General features: G+C 39.6%; 17 protein-coding genes and 1 tRNA gene. 12 read left to right on the forward strand and 6 right to left on the reverse strand.

What is annotated here, in order from left to right; genetic code table 11:
• Positions 1 to 81: 81 nt before the first annotated feature.
• Positions 82 to 1,503: a cation:proton antiporter gene (locus EZY12_04370; GenBank protein ID QSX68923.1), complete on the reverse strand. Its 1,422-nt coding sequence runs from the start codon at positions 1,501 to 1,503 to the stop codon at positions 82 to 84.
• A gap of 812 nt (positions 1,504 to 2,315) precedes the next feature.
• Between EZY12_04370 and EZY12_04375 the strand changes: the two genes are divergently transcribed.
• The 7 genes from EZY12_04375 to EZY12_04405 all read left to right on the forward strand — a co-directional run bounded on the left by EZY12_04375 (position 2,316) and on the right by EZY12_04405 (position 9,039).
• The gene (locus EZY12_04375) at positions 2,316 to 2,963 is read left to right on the forward strand and encodes a sigma-70 family RNA polymerase sigma factor (protein QSX68924.1); all 648 of its coding nucleotides are present in this window, start codon (positions 2,316 to 2,318) and stop codon (positions 2,961 to 2,963) included.
• Positions 2,964 to 3,507: 544 nt separating this feature from the next.
• On the forward strand, positions 3,508 to 4,140 hold the full coding sequence (locus tag EZY12_04380) for a hypothetical protein (protein QSX70509.1): 633 nt from the start codon (positions 3,508 to 3,510) through the stop codon (positions 4,138 to 4,140).
• A gap of 508 nt (positions 4,141 to 4,648) precedes the next feature.
• Positions 4,649 to 5,281 (forward strand): DUF4360 domain-containing protein, encoded by a 633-nt coding sequence (locus EZY12_04385; protein ID QSX68925.1) that lies wholly within the window; start codon positions 4,649 to 4,651, stop codon positions 5,279 to 5,281.
• Positions 5,282 to 5,564: 283 nt separating this feature from the next.
• Positions 5,565 to 6,173 (forward strand): DUF4360 domain-containing protein, encoded by a 609-nt coding sequence (locus EZY12_04390; GenBank protein ID QSX68926.1) that lies wholly within the window; start codon positions 5,565 to 5,567, stop codon positions 6,171 to 6,173.
• 36 nt (positions 6,174 to 6,209) lie between these two features.
• Positions 6,210 to 6,878: a DUF4360 domain-containing protein gene (locus tag EZY12_04395; GenBank protein ID QSX68927.1), complete on the forward strand. Its 669-nt coding sequence runs from the start codon at positions 6,210 to 6,212 to the stop codon at positions 6,876 to 6,878.
• A gap of 154 nt (positions 6,879 to 7,032) precedes the next feature.
• On the forward strand, positions 7,033 to 7,848 hold the full coding sequence (locus EZY12_04400) for a hypothetical protein (protein ID QSX68928.1): 816 nt from the start codon (positions 7,033 to 7,035) through the stop codon (positions 7,846 to 7,848).
• A 435-nt stretch (positions 7,849 to 8,283) separates the two neighbouring features.
• Positions 8,284 to 9,039 carry an SIMPL domain-containing protein gene (locus EZY12_04405; GenBank protein QSX68929.1) on the forward strand — a complete coding sequence of 252 codons (756 nt, stop codon included), beginning with the start codon at positions 8,284 to 8,286 and terminating at the stop codon, positions 9,037 to 9,039.
• A gap of 125 nt (positions 9,040 to 9,164) precedes the next feature.
• On the opposite strand, the gene EZY12_04410 is transcribed toward EZY12_04405, so the two are convergent.
• The 3 genes from EZY12_04410 to EZY12_04420 all read right to left on the reverse strand — a co-directional run bounded on the left by EZY12_04410 (position 9,165) and on the right by EZY12_04420 (position 12,688).
• On the reverse strand, positions 9,165 to 11,435 hold the full coding sequence (locus EZY12_04410; protein ID QSX68930.1) for a transglycosylase domain-containing protein: 2,271 nt from the start codon (positions 11,433 to 11,435) through the stop codon (positions 9,165 to 9,167).
• 106 nt (positions 11,436 to 11,541) lie between these two features.
• Positions 11,542 to 12,003, reverse strand: a complete 462-nt coding sequence (locus EZY12_04415) for a lipoprotein signal peptidase (GenBank protein QSX68931.1) — start codon at positions 12,001 to 12,003, stop codon at positions 11,542 to 11,544.
• A gap of 97 nt (positions 12,004 to 12,100) precedes the next feature.
• A complete protein-coding gene (locus EZY12_04420) occupies positions 12,101 to 12,688 on the reverse strand; it encodes a biotin transporter BioY (protein QSX68932.1) in 588 nt (195 codons plus the stop codon).
• Between the two features lie 278 nt (positions 12,689 to 12,966).
• Here EZY12_04420 and pstS point away from each other — a divergent pair, with 278 nt between their 5' ends.
• The 5 genes from pstS to ndhD1 all read left to right on the forward strand — a co-directional run bounded on the left by pstS (position 12,967) and on the right by ndhD1 (position 18,971).
• The gene (pstS, locus tag EZY12_04425) at positions 12,967 to 14,124 is read left to right on the forward strand and encodes a phosphate ABC transporter substrate-binding protein PstS (GenBank protein QSX68933.1); all 1,158 of its coding nucleotides are present in this window, start codon (positions 12,967 to 12,969) and stop codon (positions 14,122 to 14,124) included.
• A 115-nt stretch (positions 14,125 to 14,239) separates the two neighbouring features.
• Complete coding sequence (gene pstC / locus EZY12_04430) at positions 14,240 to 15,190, forward strand: phosphate ABC transporter permease subunit PstC (GenBank protein QSX68934.1); 951 nt, start codon at positions 14,240 to 14,242, stop codon at positions 15,188 to 15,190.
• A 20-nt stretch (positions 15,191 to 15,210) separates the two neighbouring features.
• On the forward strand, positions 15,211 to 16,092 hold the full coding sequence (gene pstA / locus EZY12_04435; protein ID QSX68935.1) for a phosphate ABC transporter permease PstA: 882 nt from the start codon (positions 15,211 to 15,213) through the stop codon (positions 16,090 to 16,092).
• Between the two features lie 413 nt (positions 16,093 to 16,505).
• On the forward strand, positions 16,506 to 17,312 hold the full coding sequence (pstB, locus tag EZY12_04440) for a phosphate ABC transporter ATP-binding protein (GenBank protein ID QSX68936.1): 807 nt from the start codon (positions 16,506 to 16,508) through the stop codon (positions 17,310 to 17,312).
• An 84-nt stretch (positions 17,313 to 17,396) separates the two neighbouring features.
• Positions 17,397 to 18,971, forward strand: a complete 1,575-nt coding sequence (gene ndhD1 / locus EZY12_04445; protein QSX68937.1) for a photosynthetic/respiratory NAD(P)H-quinone oxidoreductase subunit D1 — start codon at positions 17,397 to 17,399, stop codon at positions 18,969 to 18,971.
• A 353-nt stretch (positions 18,972 to 19,324) separates the two neighbouring features.
• Here the strand turns inward: ndhD1 and EZY12_04450 are convergent.
• Both EZY12_04450 and EZY12_04455 read right to left on the reverse strand, forming a co-directional pair.
• Positions 19,325 to 19,395: transfer RNA gene (locus tag EZY12_04450), tRNA-Gly, on the reverse strand.
• A gap of 604 nt (positions 19,396 to 19,999) precedes the next feature.
• Positions 20,000 to 20,236: a pentapeptide repeat-containing protein gene (locus tag EZY12_04455; GenBank protein ID QSX70510.1), complete on the reverse strand. Its 237-nt coding sequence runs from the start codon at positions 20,234 to 20,236 to the stop codon at positions 20,000 to 20,002.
• Between the last annotated feature and the right edge of the window lie 327 nt (positions 20,237 to 20,563).

The following is a 20,563-nucleotide window of genomic DNA, read 5'->3' on the forward strand; positions in this document are numbered from 1 at the left end:
AAATGTAAAAACCCACAGCAGATAATTTTTTTAACTATCTTCTGTGAAGTTTACTGAGAATTTGGGGTGACATTCCAACTACTAATCATCTTTTGTGGTGATAAGAGATTTTGGTGTTTCTACTGCTAATGATTTTCCAGAGTTACTGTCTAAATTTGCGGCGGTATTTGATTCTGGAAATACGAATCTCAAGAGCGGAGGGGCGATAAATGTGGTAATAATAACCATCATAATAATTGCTGCTCCTAATGGTTTTGAGAGAACACCACTAGCTGCACCGACACCAGCAAATACTAAGCCGACTTCACCTCTGGGAATCATCCCCACACCAATAGCCAAGCGGTTAATTCCCGGTTGACCAAATACTGTCAAGCCTGTCACTACTTTACCGATGATGGCGACTGTAATCAGGAAAGTTGCCATGATTAAGGCTTCCCGATTGGTGGGAATGGCTGGATTTAAAACTCCGAAATCCGTTTTTGCACCGACTGTGACGAAGAAAACGGGAACTAGCATATCGGCAATGGGGATAACTTGTTTTTGTAGTTCTTTGCGTTTGTCGGTTTCTTCGAGAACTAACCCGGCGGCAAAAGCCCCCAGAATTGCTTCTAAATGGATGACAGAGGCTAGGTAAGCCATGATAATGGCAAAAATGAAGGCGGGGATGACTAATTCGCCTCTGGTTTGGAGTTGATCGGCGATCGCTACAAATGATTTATTAAAGACATTCCCTAAAACCACCGCCCCAATCAGAAAGGCACTGGCACTAATGATCAGATAAATGACATTACCCACATCCACTACACCATCTTTGGCTAAACTGGCAACTACCGCGAGAACGATAATTCCCAATACGTCATCAATGACGGCTGCACCGAGAATAATTTGTCCTTCTTTGGAGTTCAACCGTCCTAATTCGGAAAGAACTTTGGAGGTAATACCAATACTAGTGGCTGTCAAAGCCGCACCGGCGAAAATTGCAGGTATGGGACTAATACCAAATATGGTCATTAATCCGATTGTTCCGGCTGCAAAGGGGACTACAACACCGACGGTGGCCACAACCAGGGCTTGAATACCAACGGACATCAGGTCTTTTAAGTTGGACTCTAAGCCAATTTCAAACAGCAGGATAATCACACCCAATTCTGATAAAACCGAAATCACCTCAGACTGGGCTGCAAATACCTGTGGTGTGGCTTCTGGGGTTAACCCAGCGGTGAGTTGCAGGAAAGACATGATTAAAGAATTGGAAGCATCTGTACCACCTTCTGGAAATATTAGCAGATGGAGGACGGAAACACCGATGACTACACCACCGACAAGTTCACCTAAAACTGCTGGTAAGCTGACTCTGTTGGCTAATTCTCCACCCAGTTTGCTGGCAAAGTAAATTACCACTAAGCTTAATAGCACTGCGGCTAATACCATGGAACTGTCTGCGGTTTCTGTGGCTGTTGCTAATAAGGGAACTGTAAAATTGATTGCACTGATAAGCTGCATTGGTTATGTGAAGATTATTTTCTTTAGTTTTACCCTTTTATTGAACGAGAACAAGATCCCCTATTTCTTTAAGAAATCGGGGATCTGAATATGCGGATCTAAATATGTTAAAAACCTTGATTTTTCGTTAGTCCACTGCTTTACTCAAAAAACGAACGCAGATAGAGCAACAAATTGAGTTCTCTCATGTCACTGTCTTCTCAATTTGAGACTCCGGAAAATTTTCTGCACCACTAAGTTTTAGAAGATAGAGTTATTCTTAATTACTAATTGTAAATATTCCCCCTGACTCATCCAAAAATAGCACTGCTTTTACTTGGCACTAGACTATAGACATAGTACTAACTAGTCAAAAGGAAGAGGAAAGCTAACTAGTATTTATAAAGAAATTTAAACAATTGGAATACTTTCCAAATATTCAATTAATCTTCAGAGTAGGGACATTTTTATTTTCATTTCATGTTGCAAAAAAAATAAGAATTGAATAAAAAACATATTTTGCATTTGTACTGTCTCTCTTTCGATGTCCTGACCTTCCAAGGGCTAACAAAAATCATTATGCTCAGGTTTGCATAGTAAACCAGAACCAAAACCTTTTAATAAGCAAGTGTTAATGCAATTAAAGTCAAGGTTATTGAGATTGAAGATATTTTATTGACAACTACAGGATTAAAAGGGACTTTGGATGTGCTGCAATTGGTAAAAAACTAGATTTTAGCTGACAAAAATTAAGCAAAAAACTGCAAGCATGGCTAAATTTTATAGATAGTCTACTGCCTGACTAATACTGTTCAACAGAAAGGACATATCTTATGATATTGAAACAGCAATCAGAGGATTATTATCAAGAACTTCTACATGACTCGCACTATCAGCAGAAATTGGCAAAGATTGCTCGTAAATACACTAAAAACACAAACTTATCTTGGGAAGATGGTGTTCAAGCTGCTCATCTGAAAGTTTTCCAAGCTGTTCAATCTGCAAGGTTCCAGCAAGGGGGAATCGAACAGTTTTATCACTGGGCAACTACAGTAGCTAAATGCGAGATGATTGATTTTGTTCGTAAAGAAAGATTGCGAAACTGTCAAAGTTTAGATTGCAACATCCCCCAGACAGATATCCCTCTGTTAGATACGATTCCTGATGAATATAATATTTTAGACGCAGCAGAGCGTGCAGATTTGATTATTAAAGCCATAGAGACTATTCATCAGCTTGATCAAAGTTATCCTCATCAAAAGTATCTGCAACTCTGGCAAAGCAAGATTGATGAGAAAACCCAAACTCAATTTGCTGCTGAATTGGGAATTAGCCAGAGTGAAGTTTGCAAGCGGTGGCAGGAACTTGTAGAGCGTATTGCTGAGGCATTAGGATTACTAGAATTTCCAGGTGTTAAGCACAAACATCAAGTAACTTGCAAGCAGAAAACAATCCGTGAACGCTCAACTAAGCAGTGGTAAGTCAACATTCACAAGTTTACTAATGCCAAAATTTGTAAAGATTAGAATAATTTAGTTATATCTGTAGATACTTATCCGTTAACTAATATATGGATATGGTCTGGGCAAAATTTTCAGTTTTAAGTCGTCCTTGTCAGTAACCCAGCCCTAAAGGGACTGAGCTTGCAAGAGAAATCAAACAAGCTGTACTGACCAGACCACCTAGAAATAGGTAGCCGTTATTTGAGTCACGACACCCCGGAATGCGAAGCTAGTTCCCTGCTCTGTCGCTTGTGATTAAACAGTTCTAAGGTCCCTGGAACAGTGTTGCAAGCAAAACAAGCTCTTATAACTGGTCGAAGCTAACATTACCCCAGAAATGGGAGTTGGTTTTTCAGGTTTCCAATCAAAAAACCTGACTAAAATTTAAGATTCAATGCCTTTATTACCGCCCGTGTCGCTTCCCTCTCAGCCCTAAAGGGACTGAGTTTCCCGCATACCGCGAGGTCTTATGAAGGATTACAAATTTATGCGTGTCAACTTGAGTAACAGACAAGGCTCTAATATGCCAATCCCACAGCCTGGAGAAATCTGGAAGGTGAGTCGTTTGGTGCAAAGTCCTATACAATTCTCAAGTGCAGAACAACAGACTTTGTATTCTTCCTTTGGGCAAAATTTTTTGGCAGGAAATTCTCCGCCACGTTATGTGATGATTGTTAAAGAACCAGAAACTCTAAGAGGGACACAAGAGCAGTGGTTAGTTGTTTCTGTGATGTTGTTATCTGCAAAAACAGAGTCTATAAGTGATGTAGATTTGCTTGTACCCGCAGAGTTGTCTGGAGTAGAGCAAGATTTGCTTGCTGAAACTTGGCATATGGTTTCTGCATTAACTTGTAACTTGCTACAACCAGTAGGGAAAAGGCTCTCCCATGAGATTTATAACCATCTGTTGATGATAGGTGATTATTATCATGGGTTAGTTGAGGAACTACCAGCAGTATCGGAAACTCATCGCTTAGGATTAGTAAGTGGAAGCTTGTATGCTGCAAAAGATTCAACAATTCAAGCTTTTCATGAACAAGAGGAAGCTTGGAGTGATGTGTTAACAGTTCCAGTAGCAGCTTATTACTCTTATTTGAAGAGGATAAAATTTACGAATGCAGTATTAAATGAAGCTTTAGATTTAGAACAAAAATAAACTATATATCGCAGACTTTCACGTAATTAAAGTGTAATGTAGGCTCTGTAATCACCTCAAACCCTTCTGACTTTTGACGGGAAGTCCTCAAGCCCCAAAAAAGCGTGACTTTTTTACAGTAAAGTTACCAATTATAACACAAAGACCACGGCAATTAAAATCGCCCGTGCCGCTTCCCTCTCAGGTCTAAAGACGCTGAGTTTCCCAATTACCGTGAGGTCTTATGAAAATAGCTAATGGAAAAATCAAGGCTTGGGAAAAGCTCATTTTGAGGATTTCCACATCCCGTGAAAAGTCAGGTGCGTAGCAAGGAGATAAAAGATTTATCCTACAAAGCGAAATTTTTTTTGCAAGTTTTGGAATATTTTATGTTTGATCTTCGTTATTAGTTATAGAAACTGCTAATCATTAAGTTCACAGATAGCTTAGTTAGACTTATAAAAAAGTTGCAGCTAGGTAGTTAGCAGCTAAAAAACACATAAATTTACCTGTTTTTGTGGGGTTTAATATGAAAGTTGTAAGCGCTCTTCTTTCTAGTTTGACATTGCTGAGTTTAAATGTTGTGGGTTTATCTGGGGTACAAGCTCAACCACAGGGATTTCAGTTTAAAAAGTTTCCAGTTACTCTTAATGGACCTGGCTGTCCATCGGGATCAGCTGTGGGAATTCTGAATGGAGATACTCTGTCAGTATCATTCTCTAAGTTTGGGGTTCTAGCCTCACCTCCTAAGGTTGTATCGACATCTTGCAATTTGAGGATCGGGCTTGATATACCTTCTGGATTGAATGTTCAACCTATTGACGTTACATATCGTGGCTTTGCCGATGTGCCTACGGGAGGCAGTGCTGACGTGAACGTTAAAATGATTTTTCAAGGCAAAACTGTTCCTACTACTACTGATCCAAACGCAACCTTTAGTCCTGGTTTCTCAGGTGTTTGGGAAAAAAATGTAGGTATTACATTAGGCACAATAAACGCGTGTGCTAACCCAGTGTCATCAGTTTTTGGTATCAATACAAATCTAACTGCACGAGCAAAAGATGTGGCTGAAAAGCAAGAAACCCAAATCCGAGTTGATACGATTGACACGGCAATTGGTCCTGTAATCTACCAAATAAAATTTGCCTTTAATCCTTGTTAGTTTGTCTAATCTGGATAGGTAAGTCTTGCATTTGATCTGTGAGAAAGTCTGAGTCTCCAAAAGCTACTTTAGCAATTTACAGATAAAGAAAGATTTTTTCAAATTGCTCAGAAGAAATCTTTCTTTATTTTCAGAGAATTGAAAGTGCATTACAAAAGCACACTCCCGTTGAGCAACCCCAAGGCAGTAATGGTATCAGAAGATTGACGGCGGTTAAAACTGCCCGTGTCGCTTCCCTCTCAGCACGCTTTGTGACTGAGTTTCCCGCATACCACGAGGTTTTATGAAAATTCTAAGCACTCTTATTTCTAGTTTGACGCTGCTGAGTTTAAATGTTGTGGGTTTATCTGAGGTACAAGCTCAACCACAGGGATTTCAGTTTAAAAATGTTCCAGTTACTTTTTTCGGAAATGGCTGTCCATCGGGATCATCGGAGGGAATTCTGAATGGAGATACTCTCTCAGTAACATTCCCTAAGTTTGGGGTTCTAGCTTTACCTCCTAAGGTTGTATCGAAATCTTGCAATTTGAGGATCGGGCTTGATGTGCCTTCTGGTTACAAAGTTAAGCCCATTAACGTCAAGTATATTGGGTTTGCAGATGTGCCTAAAGGTGGTACGGCTGACCTGAAAGTTAGAATAATATTTCAAGGCAAAAATGTTCCAACTGGTAATGATCCAAACGCAACCTTTAGTCCTGGTTTCTCAGGTGTTTGGGAAAAAAATGTAGCTATTACACCAGACGCAATAAATGCGTGTGCTAAACCAGTGAGTTCGGTTTTCGGTATCAACACGAATTTGATCGCGCGTGCTAGAAATGTAGCTGTCGGGCAGCAAACCCTAATTAGAATCGATAAGGGCTACAAAATTAAGTTTACTTTTAGTCCTTGCTAGTAGCTTCAACCAAAACAAAAGTTTTAAAGTGTTGATTTGTCAGATGCAGTTAAAAATAGCACTAACAGAACCATCCAAAATATTAATTTTATGAAAATTCTAAGCACTCTTATTTCTAGTTTGACGCTGCTGAGTTTAAATGTTGTGGGTTTATCTGAGGTACAAGCTCAACCACAGGGATTTCAGTTTCAAAATGTTCCAGTTACTCTTTTCGGAAATGGCTGTCCATCGGAATCATTTGTGGGAATTCTGAATGGAGATACTCTGTCAGTAAAATTCTCTAAGTTTGAGGCTCTAGCTTCACCTCCTAAGGTTGTATCGAAATCTTGCAATTTGAGGATCGGGCTTGATATACCTTCTGGATTGAATGTTCAACCTATTAACGTTACATATCGTGGCTTTGCTGATGTGCCTAAGGGAGGTAGTGCTGACTTGAACGTTAGAATAATATTTCAAGGCCAAAATGTTCCAACTACTACTGATCCAAACGCAACCTTTAGTCCTGGTTTCTCAGGTGTTTGGGAAAAAAATGTAGGTATTACATTAGGCACAATAAACGCGTGTGCTAACCCAGTGTCATCAGTTTTTGGTATCAATACAAATCTAACTGCACGAGCAAGAGATGTGGCTGAAAATCAAGAAACCCAAACCCTAATTAGAATTGATGAGGGCTACGAAATTAAGTTTACTTTTAGTCCTTGCTAGTAGCTTCAACAAAAACAAAAGTTTTAAAGTGTTGATTTGTCAGATGCAGTTGAAAATAGCACTAACAGAATCGCTTCAGGTAGATTATGTGTGCAAATAAGCTGATTAGTTTGCTCTGGCTGAGTCAAATATCAATAAAACATTGGAGTAAAACATGACTAGACAATACACACTGTTTCTGAAAACTTTTAATAAAGTAGCTGTCTTAGTAATACCGACTATTTCAATAGTTGCTTTAACCGTTCAAGAGACTTTAGCTATCCCTCTTAAACCAATTTTAGATCAAATGGGCAATCGTGCAATCAAAGAGTTGGTTGGGATTGACCCTTGTACTCAAGCAGTACCGCAAGTAAATCAATTATCAATCAATAGAGAACAAGGAACAACTAATTCTTCTCTACCCTCTGCTACTTATTCTGAACCAAACATACAACAGGTAACTAATTCTCCTGCAGTATCTGCTGACCATGCCTCATTAATCAATACATCTAATTACGCACAAGCTTATCCAGGATATACACCGAACTATCCACCAAATAATCCACAAGGGTATCCAGGATATCAACCAAATTCTCCACCTCCTCCAACTGTCTATTTCACACCGAACTATCCACCAAATAATCCACAAGGGTATCCAGGATATCAACCAAATTCTCCACCTCCTCCAACTGGCTATTTCACACCGAACTATCCACCAAATAATCCACAAGGGTATCCAGGATATCAACCAAGTTCTCCACCTCCTCCAACTGGCTATTTCACACCGAACTATCTACCTAATAATCCACAAGGGTATCCAGGATATCAACCAAGTTCTCCACCTCCTCCAACTGGCTATTTCACACCGAACTATCTACCTAATAATCCACAAGGGTATCCAGGATATCAACCAAGTTCTCCACCTCCTCCAACTGGCTATTTCACACCGAACTATCTACCTAATAATCCACAGCCTTATCCAAGATATTAACCAAGTTCTCTGCCCCACTAAGCACTTCTACTTGGTTATTGTGGAATATCGGCGTTTTTTTGCCCTAATTCCATAAAAATCAATGCTCCAGACCGTTCTGGCAGTTGTTCCAGCGTAATTTTATAAAATAATTCCGGTTTAAAAGAGGATTTGGGGGTTGACATTTGATTTTAAATTTGTTATGATGGAATTGATAAGGAAGAACTATCATAAAATAATGTAGGTTGGGTTGACACAAGGAAACCCAACATATTCAGGGTAATTTTTGCCGTTACAAAAAATGTAACCAACTCCGCCATAAATTAAAGCAGTGTGAAACTATAAATATACAAATTGCATCAAGTAATTGTATTCTCGGTGTAAGAATATTTTGGTAGCTGTTGATGATTAACAGTTCATCAATAATGAATAAATTTTTGGAGGAGTGCCAGCATAATGTCTATTACTATTTTATCCAATTCTCAGTTTCCAGCCCAGAAAATGGGGAAATTTGGGCAAATATTAGCTTTGAGTATAGTAATGTGTGCGATTTTTATATTACCTGCATCAGCGCAAGAAAAAGAAAAATTATGGCGGACTTTAACCGTGAGTGGAAGAGGAGTAGAAAGGATTTCTACAACTTTAGCTGAAGTTAGTTTAGGAGTAGAAATTCAAGGAAAAACGGCTGAAGATGTGCAAAAAGAAGCCGCTCGCAGATCATCGGCTGTGGTAGCCTTGCTCAAAAAACGCAATGTAGAAAAATTGACAACTACAGGAATTCGCCTCAGCCCAATTTATAGCTACACTAACAATGTCCAGCGTATTACTGGCTATGCTGCTAGTAATACAGTGAGTTTCCGTATTGCTACAGATAAAGCTGGAACATTATTAGATGAAGCCGTGAAAGTTGGCGCGACACAAATCAACGGTGTAAGTTTTATTGCTAGTGATGACGCAATAGCGATCGCCCAAAAACAAGCTTTGAAGAAAGCTACCCAAGATGCACAAGAGCAAGCAGAAGCCGTTCTCAGCAGCTTGGGATTACAACAAAAAGAAATTGTCAGTATTCAAATTAATGGTGCAACTCCACCTCCACCACCCATGCTTTACCGATCTGAAGCTGCTAAGGTAAACCTAGCCGATGCTTCTACTCCCATAGTCGCTGGTGAACAGGAAGTACAAGCATCAGTAACATTGCAAATTAGTTATTAAAAATGTCATTTTCACCAAAAATACCTGTGTAAATTTGAGGACTCATTGACGAACCCTTCTCTTCTTCCTTCTTCCTTCGTGTCCTTCGCTCCTTCGTGGTTCATTAACTCCTGACTCGGTGACTCCTACTTAGTAATTTTCCCCATATAATTCCCCCAAAGTTGGGCTGCTTGGGCGCTGCTACCAGACGTAGGGGAATTATTATCGTTTCCCAGCCAAATGCCAGTTACAAGTTGACGACTAGGAATAAAACCAATAAACCAGAGGTCAACATTATTATTTGTTGTTCCAGTTTTCCCTGCTTCTCCTAAACCAATGGCTGCACTGCGACCTGTACCACTAGTAATGACTCCGCGCATTAAAGTCGTCATTTGATTCGCAACTGCTTTTTTGATCACTTGTTTATTAGCATCTAAATTTTGATCAAAAGAGTAAATAACACGACAGGTTTGTAGATCTTTTAGATCCTTACAATCACTACTGTCGAGAATTCTACTAATAGCATGAGGAGGATTCCACACCCCACGATTACCAATCGCCCCAAAAGCGCCAGTCATTTCTAAAACATTAACGACACTCTGACCTAATATCAAGCCTGGTACTGCCTCAAGCTCAGATTTAATCCCTAAACGCTGCGCCATATCTACGACTTTATTCAAACCAATTTCCTTAGCCACCCGTAAAGCAATGGGGTTTTCTGAAAGTGCCAAACCAGTTGCTATATCTAAACTACCACCAGCACCACTCCGACAGGGTTTATAGGTAAAACCTTGCCAAGTTAAAGGACTGCAAGAATAACTTTTATATGAGGAAATACCTTTTTCAATGGCCGCAGTATAAGCAAAAATTTTAAAGGTAGAACCCGGTTGTCGTTGGGCTTGAACGGTGCGATTGAACTGGCTTTTTCTATAATCAGCACCCCCCACCATGGCCACAATACTCCCAGTTTTCGAGTCAAGAGTCACCATCCCCCCTTGGGAAAAACCAAAGTTTGAGCCATTTTTAGAAATGGAATTTTTTAACTCTGTTTCGGCTTTAGCTTGGATAGCTGGATCTAGTTTGGTTTCAATAATATAGTTGCCTTCTCTGGCAGCGGCTGGCCCTAGTCTTGATGTCAGTTCCTGAAAGACATAATCATAAAAATAGGGAGCAATGGTTTTAGCTTGCCTTTCGCAGACTTTAGGGCTGACTTGGACCGTAGAACGACGGGCGCGGTTAGCTTCCTCTTGGGTGATTTTGCCCATGTCTAGCAGTCGTTTAATGACTCTATTTCGATAATTGGCTGCTCCCAGTTTCCGAGGTCCACTACCACAAAAATCAAAGGCATTGGGAGCAGGTAAAATTGCTACTAAGGTTGCAGCTTCAGCTAGAGTTAATTCTTTGGCTGATTTGTTGAAATAATATTTAGCCGCATCTTCAAAACCAGAAGTATCTGCACCTAAAAATACCCGATTTAAATAAGTTAGTAAAATATCATCTTTGCTGTAAAAAGTTTCTAACTTCAGGGAGACGACAGCTTCTTTTACTTTTCGTCCTAAAGAGTCTTGACTACCTACATATTCACGGAATAAACTCCGAGCTACTTGTTGGGTAACTGTACTTGCCCCCTGTTGGATATCGCCACTACGATTATTAATGAGGACGGCTCGCAATACGCCCAAAGGATCTACACCAAAGTGCCAATAATAACGACTATCCTCAGATGCAACTACAGCAGATGCCAAATAGGGTCCAAAGTCTGATAACTTTTTCAGGTCTGTGTGGGCGATATTGCGAGGTTCACGGAGTGGGGTTGCGCCATCGCCGGCATAAACAACTATAGGGGCTTTAGTGGCTGTAGGTAAGGGTCTGACGGAAAATTTCATCCACTCTACACCTATGGCTAAGGCAACAAGAGCGGTGATACCACCAACACCATAAGCTGTCCAAGTGGCGGCTTTTACATACCAAGCTGGTGGATCAATATATTCCAGACGCACGGAAGCGGCTAGTTCCGGGGGACCTAAGGTAATAACATCACCATGACGCAGTTCTAAAGCATTTATTCGCCTTTTACCCAGATAAATCCCGTTGGTGGAATTTTCATCTTTGATGGTGAAAACGGAGGTGTTTTGGGTGGAATCCCGGGAGAGTGAGAGGTGGATTTGGCTGACAACTTGGTTACGGACGACGATATCACAGGATTTTGAACTCCGTCCAAGAATATAGCGATCGCCTAATAGCGGATATTCTTCTGATTGATTTGTCCCTGCATCATGCACTAATAACTCTGGTACTTTGGCATTGGGTTTAAGCGCCAGCTTGGAAAAATCAACTCTAGCTTGAATAGTATTTAGTGCTTGAGTCACTTGACCAAGTAAGGTTTGTGGCTTTTGAGGAGGTTGGGGAGAACTCATAAACAATTAACAATTAAAAATTCATAAGGAAGTAGGGGATTAACAAATGCAAAAATTAATAATTTAAAAGGCAGACTCTTCTTTTTTATTTTTTAATTTTGCATTTTTAATTACTTGGTGTGTTTTGCCATGAGGCAATTAACAGGCAAACAATGCCAATACTAATAAAAGAATCAGCCATATTAAATACGGCAAAATTAATTAACCGCAAATCAAGGAAGTCAACAACATACCCTAATGCAAATCTATCAATACCATTACCCATTGCTCCACCTAAAATCAAACCATAACCCAATTGCTCCCAAAAACTTAACAATGGTCCCAATAATGCAATGGTTATCAATACTAAACTTACACCCAAAGATAGCCACCGTAACCATTCTACCTTGCCACTTAACAAACTAAAAGCTGCACCTGTATTAGTAACATAAGTAAAATGAAATATCCCCCGTAGTAATGGCAGTGTTTGTCCTAGTCTAAAAGTATGCACTACCCAGTATTTTGTTACTTGGTCTAATAAAAATGCTATCAAAGCAGCAATCCAGAAAAAGCGGTTTTTTATACCCATGATAAATTTGTCAGTTGTTAGTTGTCAGTTGTTAGTTGTCAGTTGTCAGTTGTTCGTTATTTTTCTTTGCCACTAACCAATGACTAATGACCAATGACTAATAAAACATTATATGTCGTAACACATAAGCTATTATGGTGACAGCACAAACTACTACTAGTTGCCCTGGTAGTGCAAAGCAGGAGTATTTGAGGATAGCTTGAATCAGAGATAAATTTTCTGTTCCTTTCCAGGGCAAAATATAACTGATAATTAAATAAGCAATACCGCAGATGTGAACAGTGAACAAACCACAAATACAACTAAAAGCGAGAGTTTCTAGTCTAGGTCTCGCTTTAAAGGCTAAATAACCACAAATCCAAGCTCCGGGAATAAAACCCAACAAATAGCCAAATTGAGATAGTTTAACATAACCGATACCCCCTCCTTCGGCAAATACAGGTAATAAAGTTAATCCCATGACTAAATAGGCAATTTGCGAGAGCGCACCAGCATTTTGACCTCCTAAACAGCCTACTAGTAGAACTGCACCAATTTGATAGCTGACACCTAATGAAAGGGTTTGAATTCCATGCTGACTCCAATTCCAAGGGGAGGTAATACCATAAGCTTCTAGGAAAGTACCACCCATTGTGAGTAGCAAACCTATCATAGACCATAGCAGTTGATTTGATGCAGCAAACATTTATTAGGCGTAAGGAAAAAAGCAATAGAAATAATAGCAATAAGTATAAGCGGACAAATTTACATCCCAATTTATAACCTTAAATATACAAGAGGCAAGGGGCAAAAGGCAATAGAGACTAACTGAACTCGTTCTTAAGCAAAATAAAAATATTTTTGATTAGGAGTAAAAAACAAATATGGATTTTTCGATTTCTCTGCCTATTGTCTAATTATAAAAGAATCTTTTTAGAGGTATGTTAGAGATGTTTATCTACAATTTAAAAAAAATTAACACTTATGCTATTACGTCTAAGTGCAATCAAAAATAATCGCCTTACAGCTTTAGTAACCGTATTAGCACTGATAATTGGTTTATCTGCCTGTGGGAACACTAACTCCAAGAATCCAACTACTAGCGAATCTCCTGGTAAAAGTACAAATACCTCTACAAAACTAGCTGGTAATGTTGAGTTAGTAGGTGCGGGGGCTTCTTTTCCGGCACCACTTTATCAAACCTGGTTTACAGAGTTAAATAAAAAATATCCCAATTTGAAAGTTAATTATCAGTCTGTGGGTAGTGGCGCTGGAGTTGAGCAGTTTACCAAAGGAACGGTAGATTTTGGTGCTAGTGATGTAGCGATGAAAGATGAAGAAATTCAGAAGGTACCCGCAGATAAAGGGGTGTTATTATTGCCTGTAACGGCTGGTAGTATTGTCCTAGCTTATAATTTGCCAGATGTTCCTGAACTTAAGCTCCCACGAGCAGTTTACATTGATATTTTATTAGGTAAAATAAAATTTTGGGATGATCCGGCGATCGCTCAAGCTAATCCCGGTGCTAAATTGCCAAAAGAAGAAATTAAAGTTATTTATCGCGCTGATGGTAGCGGAACTACAGGCGTTTTCACCAAACACCTCAGCGCCATTAGTCCCGAATGGAAAACTAAAGTAGGTGACGGGAAAAATGTCAAATGGCCTGTAGGAATTGGTGCTAAAGGTAATGAAGGTATTACCGCCCAAATCCAACAAACTCCTGGTTCTATTGGTTATGTTGAATATGCCTACGCTAAAGAAAGTAAGCTCAAATTTGCATCTTTAGAAAATAAAGCCAAAAAGTTTGTTTCAGCTTCCCCAGAATCATCAGCTAAAACCTTAGAATCAGTAACTCTACCAGAAAATCTGCGCGCTTTTATTTCCGATCCTGAAGGTGCGGATTCTTACCCCATCGTCACTTACACTTGGATTCTGGCTTATAAAAAATATGCTGATGCTGCCAAAGCTAAAGCAATGGAAATAACCATTGAATACGGTTTGACAGATGGACAAAAGATGGCTAGTCAATTAGGGTATGTGCCTTTACCAGCTAATGTAATTGCCAAAGTCGCAGCAGCGGCTGATCAAATCAGTCCTGATTATAAAATTTCTGTTGGCACTACTCCTAAAACTGGCAACTAAATTCTTGATATTTCCTTCCTTCTTCCCTCTTCCTTCGTGTCCTTCGCTCCTATATCCCTCCGGTCTCGTAAGAGATACGTGGTTCATTAACTCCTAACTCGGTGACTCCTGATTTATGGCTACAAATTTTCCAGAAACACCATCACTGATGAAAAATCGCTCTGAAATAGATAGAAACTTAGATCGGAGCTTTATTTGGTTAACTCGAATTTTTGCCCTAGCGATCGCTGGTACTTTATTATGGATTGCTGTACAAGTTACTATTGCCGCTTGGCCTGCTATCCAAAAATTCGGGTTTAATTTCCTAATTACCAGCAGTTGGAATCCTGTCAAGAATGAATATGGGGTACTACCTGCGATTTATGGGACTCTCATGAGTTCTTTAATTGGACTAATTTTAGCAATCCCGATTGGTGTAGGAACAGCAATTTTATTGAGTGAGAATTTTCTCCCCTCTCAAGTGCAGTTAGTCCTAGTATTTTTAGTAGAGTTACTGGCTGCTATTCCCAGTGTTGTATATGGAGTCTGGGGAATTTTTGTTTTAATCCCGATTTTAACTAATTTGGGAAAATGGCTGCATAATTACCTGGGTTGGTTGCCAATTTTTAGTTCTGCACCCACAGGACCAGGAATGTTACCAGCAGGAGTGATCTTAGCAATTATGACTTTGCCAATTATCACAGCTATCTCTCGTGATGCTTTGGTTTCTCTACCTTCGAGTTTGCGTCAAGCGGCTTTGGGAGTCGGTGCAACCCGTTGGGAAACAATTTTTCAAGTTCTCATCCCCGCTGCTTTTTCCGGTATTGTCAGTGCAGTAATGTTGGCACTTGGTAGGGCAATGGGTGAAACAATGGCTGTGACAATGTTAATAGGTAATGCCAACAATATTAATATCTCTTTACTAGCGCCAGCAAATACGATTTCTTCTTTATTAGCAAATCAGTTTGCTGAAGCTAATGGTTTACAAGTTGCGGCTTTAATGTATGCAGCTTTAGTTTTATTTGTATTAACGATGATAGTCAATATTCTGGCGGAGTTTATTGTGACGCGAGTGCAGAGACTATAATTTAGTAATAGGTTAAATTTATGACTTCTTCTTTTCCTCAAAGGAGCTTAACTCATTCCCCTTCCTCTGGTCGAACATTGTTTAATACAGCAATGACTGTATTAGCTTTTATCTGTGGAGCATTGGCACTTATTCCTTTATTGGCAGTGCTTTATTATGTAGTTATTAGAGGATTTAGTAGTTTAAATCTCAATGTTTTTACCCAGTTGCCACCATCTCCTTTTGGTAAAAATGGCGGTTTTGGTAATGCCATTTTGGGAACATTATTGATGGTAGGAATTGCTGCTGTAATTAGCGTTCCTTTTGGTGTATTGGCAGCAATTTATTTAACTGAATTTAGTTCCCAAAAAATTGCTAGATGGATACGTTTTGCTACTGATGTTCTCAGTGGTGTACCCTCGATTATTGCTGGGGTGTTTGCCTACGGAATTGTGGTTTTAACCTTAGTCAAGCTGAATTTAGGCTCTTACTCAGCCCTGGGAGGTGGATTTGCCCTAGCAATTTTGATGTTACCCATTATTGTGAAAACCACAGAGGAAGCTTTGCAATTAGTATCTGAAGATTTGCGACAAGCATCTATTGGACTAGGTGCAAGTAATTTGCAAACTGTGACACTGGTGGTATTGCCGGCTGCATTACCCGCAATTGTAACTGGTTCTACTCTAGCGATCGCTCGTGCTGCTGGAGAAACAGCACCATTACTATTTACGGCTCTTTTCTCTTCTTTCTGGCCAGATAGCATTCTCAAACCGACTGCTTCTCTAGCAGTTTTAGTTTACAACTTTGCTACTTCTCCCTATCAAACCTGGCAATCTCTAGCTTGGGCTGCATCTTTAATTCTTGTACTGATGGTGTTAATTACGAGTATTATTGCTCGCTGGGTTACGAAACAAAAGGTTTAGTTAAAAACTGTCCACAAAACTGAAATTCATCCCGACAAACTTCTTCTTTAAGTAGGGTTTGCTAAAAAAATTAGTAGGGGCGTATTGCAATACGCCCCTACAAGAGTTAATGAACCACGTATCTCTTACGAGACCGGAGGGATATAGGGACGAAGGACACGAAGGAAGAAGTAAGAGAAGGGTTGGGTAATTAGTTCTCGAAGTTACGCGGTTATTTTTTGTGAAAGCTCTAAAACCCACATTCCGCACCCCCCAGTGTCACAATCGGTAATTTCGGATTTTTGAAGACCTGTGAGGATAATTTTGATACAAAATGGTCTAAATTTTAGGTAGCGATCGCCAATCTCAAATCCCCAAATGACCATTTTTCGTTGTGTGACAGTTTAGGGTGCGGAAGGTGGGCTAAAATATTTATGAATGCTGCAATTAGCACGAACAATGGGACGGAATCGGTTTTACGCACGGAAAACCTGAATATCTATTATGGCAATTTTCTGGCTCTACAAAATGTTTGGCTAGATATTCCCAAAAATCGGGTTACGGCTTTTATCGGACCTTCTGGTTGCGGTAAAAGTACATTATTGCGATGTTATAACCGTCTGAATGATTTAATTGAATCGTTTAGAGCCGAAGGTAAGGTTTATTTCTGTGACAAGAATCTCTATGCACCTGATATTGATGCTGTAGAGGTGCGAAGACGCATTGGCATGGTGTTTCAAAAGCCAAACCCATTCCCCAAGTCAATTTATGAAAATATTGCTTTTGGTGCCAGAATTAATGGCTATACAGGTGATATGAATGAGTTGGTGGAACGGAGTTTGCGACAAGCGGCTTTGTGGGATGAAGTCAAGGATAAATTAAAACAAAGTGGTTTATCTTTATCCGGTGGACAACAACAGCGTTTATGTATTGCTAGAGCGATCGCTGTCCAACCAGAAGTTATCCTCATGGATGAACCCTGTTCTGCTCTTGATCCTATCTCTACTGCGCGGGTGGAAGAACTAATTCACGAACTCAAACAGCAATATACCATCGTCATAGTTACTCACAATATGCAGCAAGCATCACGAGTATCTGACAAAACGGCATTTTTTAACGTCAAAGCCTCGGAAACAGGTGGCCGGAGTGGGTATTTAGTAGAGTACAACTCAACAGAATTAATTTTTAATCATCCTCAGCAGGAAGATACCAAAGCTTATATTAATGGTAGATTTGGTTGATGTTTTTTAAAGAATAAGTGGCAAAAATCGAACCCGCATTAAGATGGGATAGTGACTTATTGCCAAACATGATTTTAATAAAAGATGAATATAGCTAATTTCCCGTGGCTAACGACGATTATTTTATTCCCGATAGCTGCATCTCTGCTACTTCCCATCATCCCAGATAAAGACGGCAAAACGGTACGCTGGTATTCCCTTATTGTCGGGCTAATAGATTTCGCCCTGATTGTCTACGCTTTTTATACGGGTTACGATTTCTCTAATCCCGATTTGCAATTGGTGGAAAGTTATCCCTGGGTTCCCCAATTGGGTTTAAATTGGTCTTTAGGGGTTGATGGCTTATCTATGCCTCTGGTGCTTTTAACTGGATTTATTAGCACGCTGGCAATTTTAGCAGCTTGGCCTGTCACTCTCAAGCCGAAATTATTTTATTTCCTCATTTTGGCTATGTATGGTGGTCAAATTGCGGTTTTCGCTGTCCAGGATATGCTGTTATTTTTCCTGGTGTGGGAACTGGAACTTGTGCCAATCTACTTCCTGCTGTCAATTTGGGGAGGGAAAAAGCGTCAATATGCAGCGACTAAATTTATTTTATACACCGCTGGTGGTTCGCTGTTTATTTTGCTGTCTTCCTTGACAATGGGGTTCTATGGCGATACGGTAACTTTCGATATGCGATCGCTCGCCTTGAAAGACTACGGACTGAATTTACAACTTTTACTCTACGCTGGCTTCCTAATTGCCTACGCTGTTAAATTACCCATCATTCCCCTCCATACCTGGCTACCAGATGCCCACGGTGAGGCTACAGCGCCCGTGCATATGTTACTAGCAGGGATTTTGTTAAAAATGGGTGGTTATGCCTTAATTCGCATGAATGCCCAAATGCTGCCCGATGCTCACGCTTATGTTGCCCCTGCGTTGGTAGTTTTGGGGGTAGTAAATATCATCTATGCGGCTTTAACATCCTTTGCCCAGAGGAACTTAAAACGGAAAATTGCCTACTCTTCAATTTCTCACATGGGCTTTGTTCTCATTGGTATTGCCTCTTTCACTGATTTGGGGTTAAGTGGGGCAGTTTTACAAATGGTTTCTCATGGATTAATTGGGGCAAGTTTGTTCTTTTTAGTCGGTGCAACTTATGATCGCACACACACCCTGATGTTAGATGAAATGGGTGGTGTTGGTAAGAAGATGCCGAAGATTTTCGCCATGTTTACAACTTGTTCTATGGCTTCTTTAGCATTACCAGGAATGAGTGGTTTTGTGGCGGAGTTAATGGTATTTGTGGGCTTTGCCACTAGCGATGCTTATAACCCGACATTCAAAGTTATTGTCATTTTCTTAATGGCTGTTGGTGTGATTTTAACGCCAATTTATCTACTATCAATGTTGCGCGAGATTTTCTACGGACAAGAAAACGAAGAGTTAGTTTCTCACCAAGCTTTGATAGATGCTGAACCTCGTGAAGTATTTATCATTGCTTGTTTGTTGATACCTATTATTGGTGTTGGTTTTTATCCTAAGTTGCTAACGCAAATGTATGACGCGACGACTGTACAATTAACAGCCAGATTGCGTGATTCTGTAACAACTTTAGCAGCCAACAAAGCACTGCAAGATGTTTCTTTAAGTGCGCCGACAATTGGCAATTAATTCTTGATTAAGGGGTGGGTTTAATGCCTACCCTTTTTTTCGCGCAAAGATGCTAAGTAGCAAAGCCTAATCCACTAAAATAATCGTATGAGTTTTGTATTAATAAAATGTAACGCACCTTGTAGACGAACTGATAAGTCAGTGCTTACCCTATAGAACTATTCAGCATTTAAACTTTAGTAATACTATATTGCGATTAAACTAGTAGTATGCCTGTATATATTCTAACTTTTGTTTTATGTCCAGATAAGTACAATTTATTAATACTGTAGCCAAATTACGAGGGTTCAACGGCTGTAGAAGCATTATGAATAGGACCAAGACAGGTAACAGAGTAGTTTTTTTTATTCAAAAGCGGGTGGCGGGAATCGAACCCGCATGATCAGCTTGGAAGGCTGGAGTTTTACCACTAAACTACACCCGCGCTTTTGTAACTTAATCAAGATAACATAGCTTTTATAAAATTGCAAGTACCTATTGGGAATTTATTGGTTTAATTTTCAGACGTATATATAAATTGCTCAAATCAGGTTTTGAACCGTCTTGATTATATGCAGCGGCAAAACTCTCTTGTGCAAATATCTCATTAAGTGCTTGCTCATAAATATTCGTTTGGCTGTTGAGTGTGTCTGGTTCAATCGTTATGACTATTGCTTGTTGAAACTGTCCATTTTTATCAATGATTAAACTAGCCAGTATATTTGCTGGTTTAAGTACCTCGTCGCTAGGAAGTATACTAGCCTCTAATTCCTTTTCTGTACTTCCTTTGTATTCAGCTAGAACATCTGGTAAAGCATCTGCTATCAGTTGTTTTTGTTGTATTAGTTCACTAACTTCTTCTTTAAGTATAGGACTCACTGTAGCTATAGCACCCCCCCCATTGGCACTTGGAGAAGGTTCTGGGTTAGGATTTGCAGAAGCTTCTGCTGTGGGAGTCGGGGAATCAGTAGGAATATCCTGGGGGAGAAGAGTTCCTTCACCTAGTTTCACTTCTTGACGACGATTCCAGGGAAGTTCATTTTCTGGAATTATTGGTGTTGGTTCTGGTGTTGGGTTCGTGGGATAGAATTGTTGTCTAACTGGTGGTTTTTCAGGTTCAGGTTTTTCAACTTCAGATTTTCTAACTTCAGGTTTTTCAACTTCAGATTTTCTAACTTCAGGTTTTTCAACTTCAGGTTTTTCAACTTCAGGTTTTTCAACTTCAGATTTTCTAACTTCAGATTTTCTAACTTCAGGTTTTTGAGTTTTATCTTGTTCTGGTAAATTAATTCTAGAAGTTATTTCACCATCATCTTGATTGTTGGGTGTAACTGATGATGAGTTTGGTAAAGGTAAAAAAGAGGGTTCTGGTTTAATTTTTGAAGTTGTTGATTGGGGTTTAATTGTAGATTTTGGTTCAGATGGAATTTCGATAAAGTCAATGGGAATAGAACTTTGGTTAGATTGAGGAAACCAAGCCTTAAACTCATTAGATGAACGCATTAACCAAAATACTAACAAATGAAGCGACACTGAACCAATACATACAACAGTCCATAACCAAGGCGGATCAGTATGTCGTCTTAAATTATGAGATGTAATTGAATCATTAT

It is taken from the genome of Dolichospermum sp. DET69 (genome assembly GCA_017355425.1).
GTDB lineage: Bacteria > Cyanobacteriota > Cyanobacteriia > Cyanobacteriales > Nostocaceae > Dolichospermum.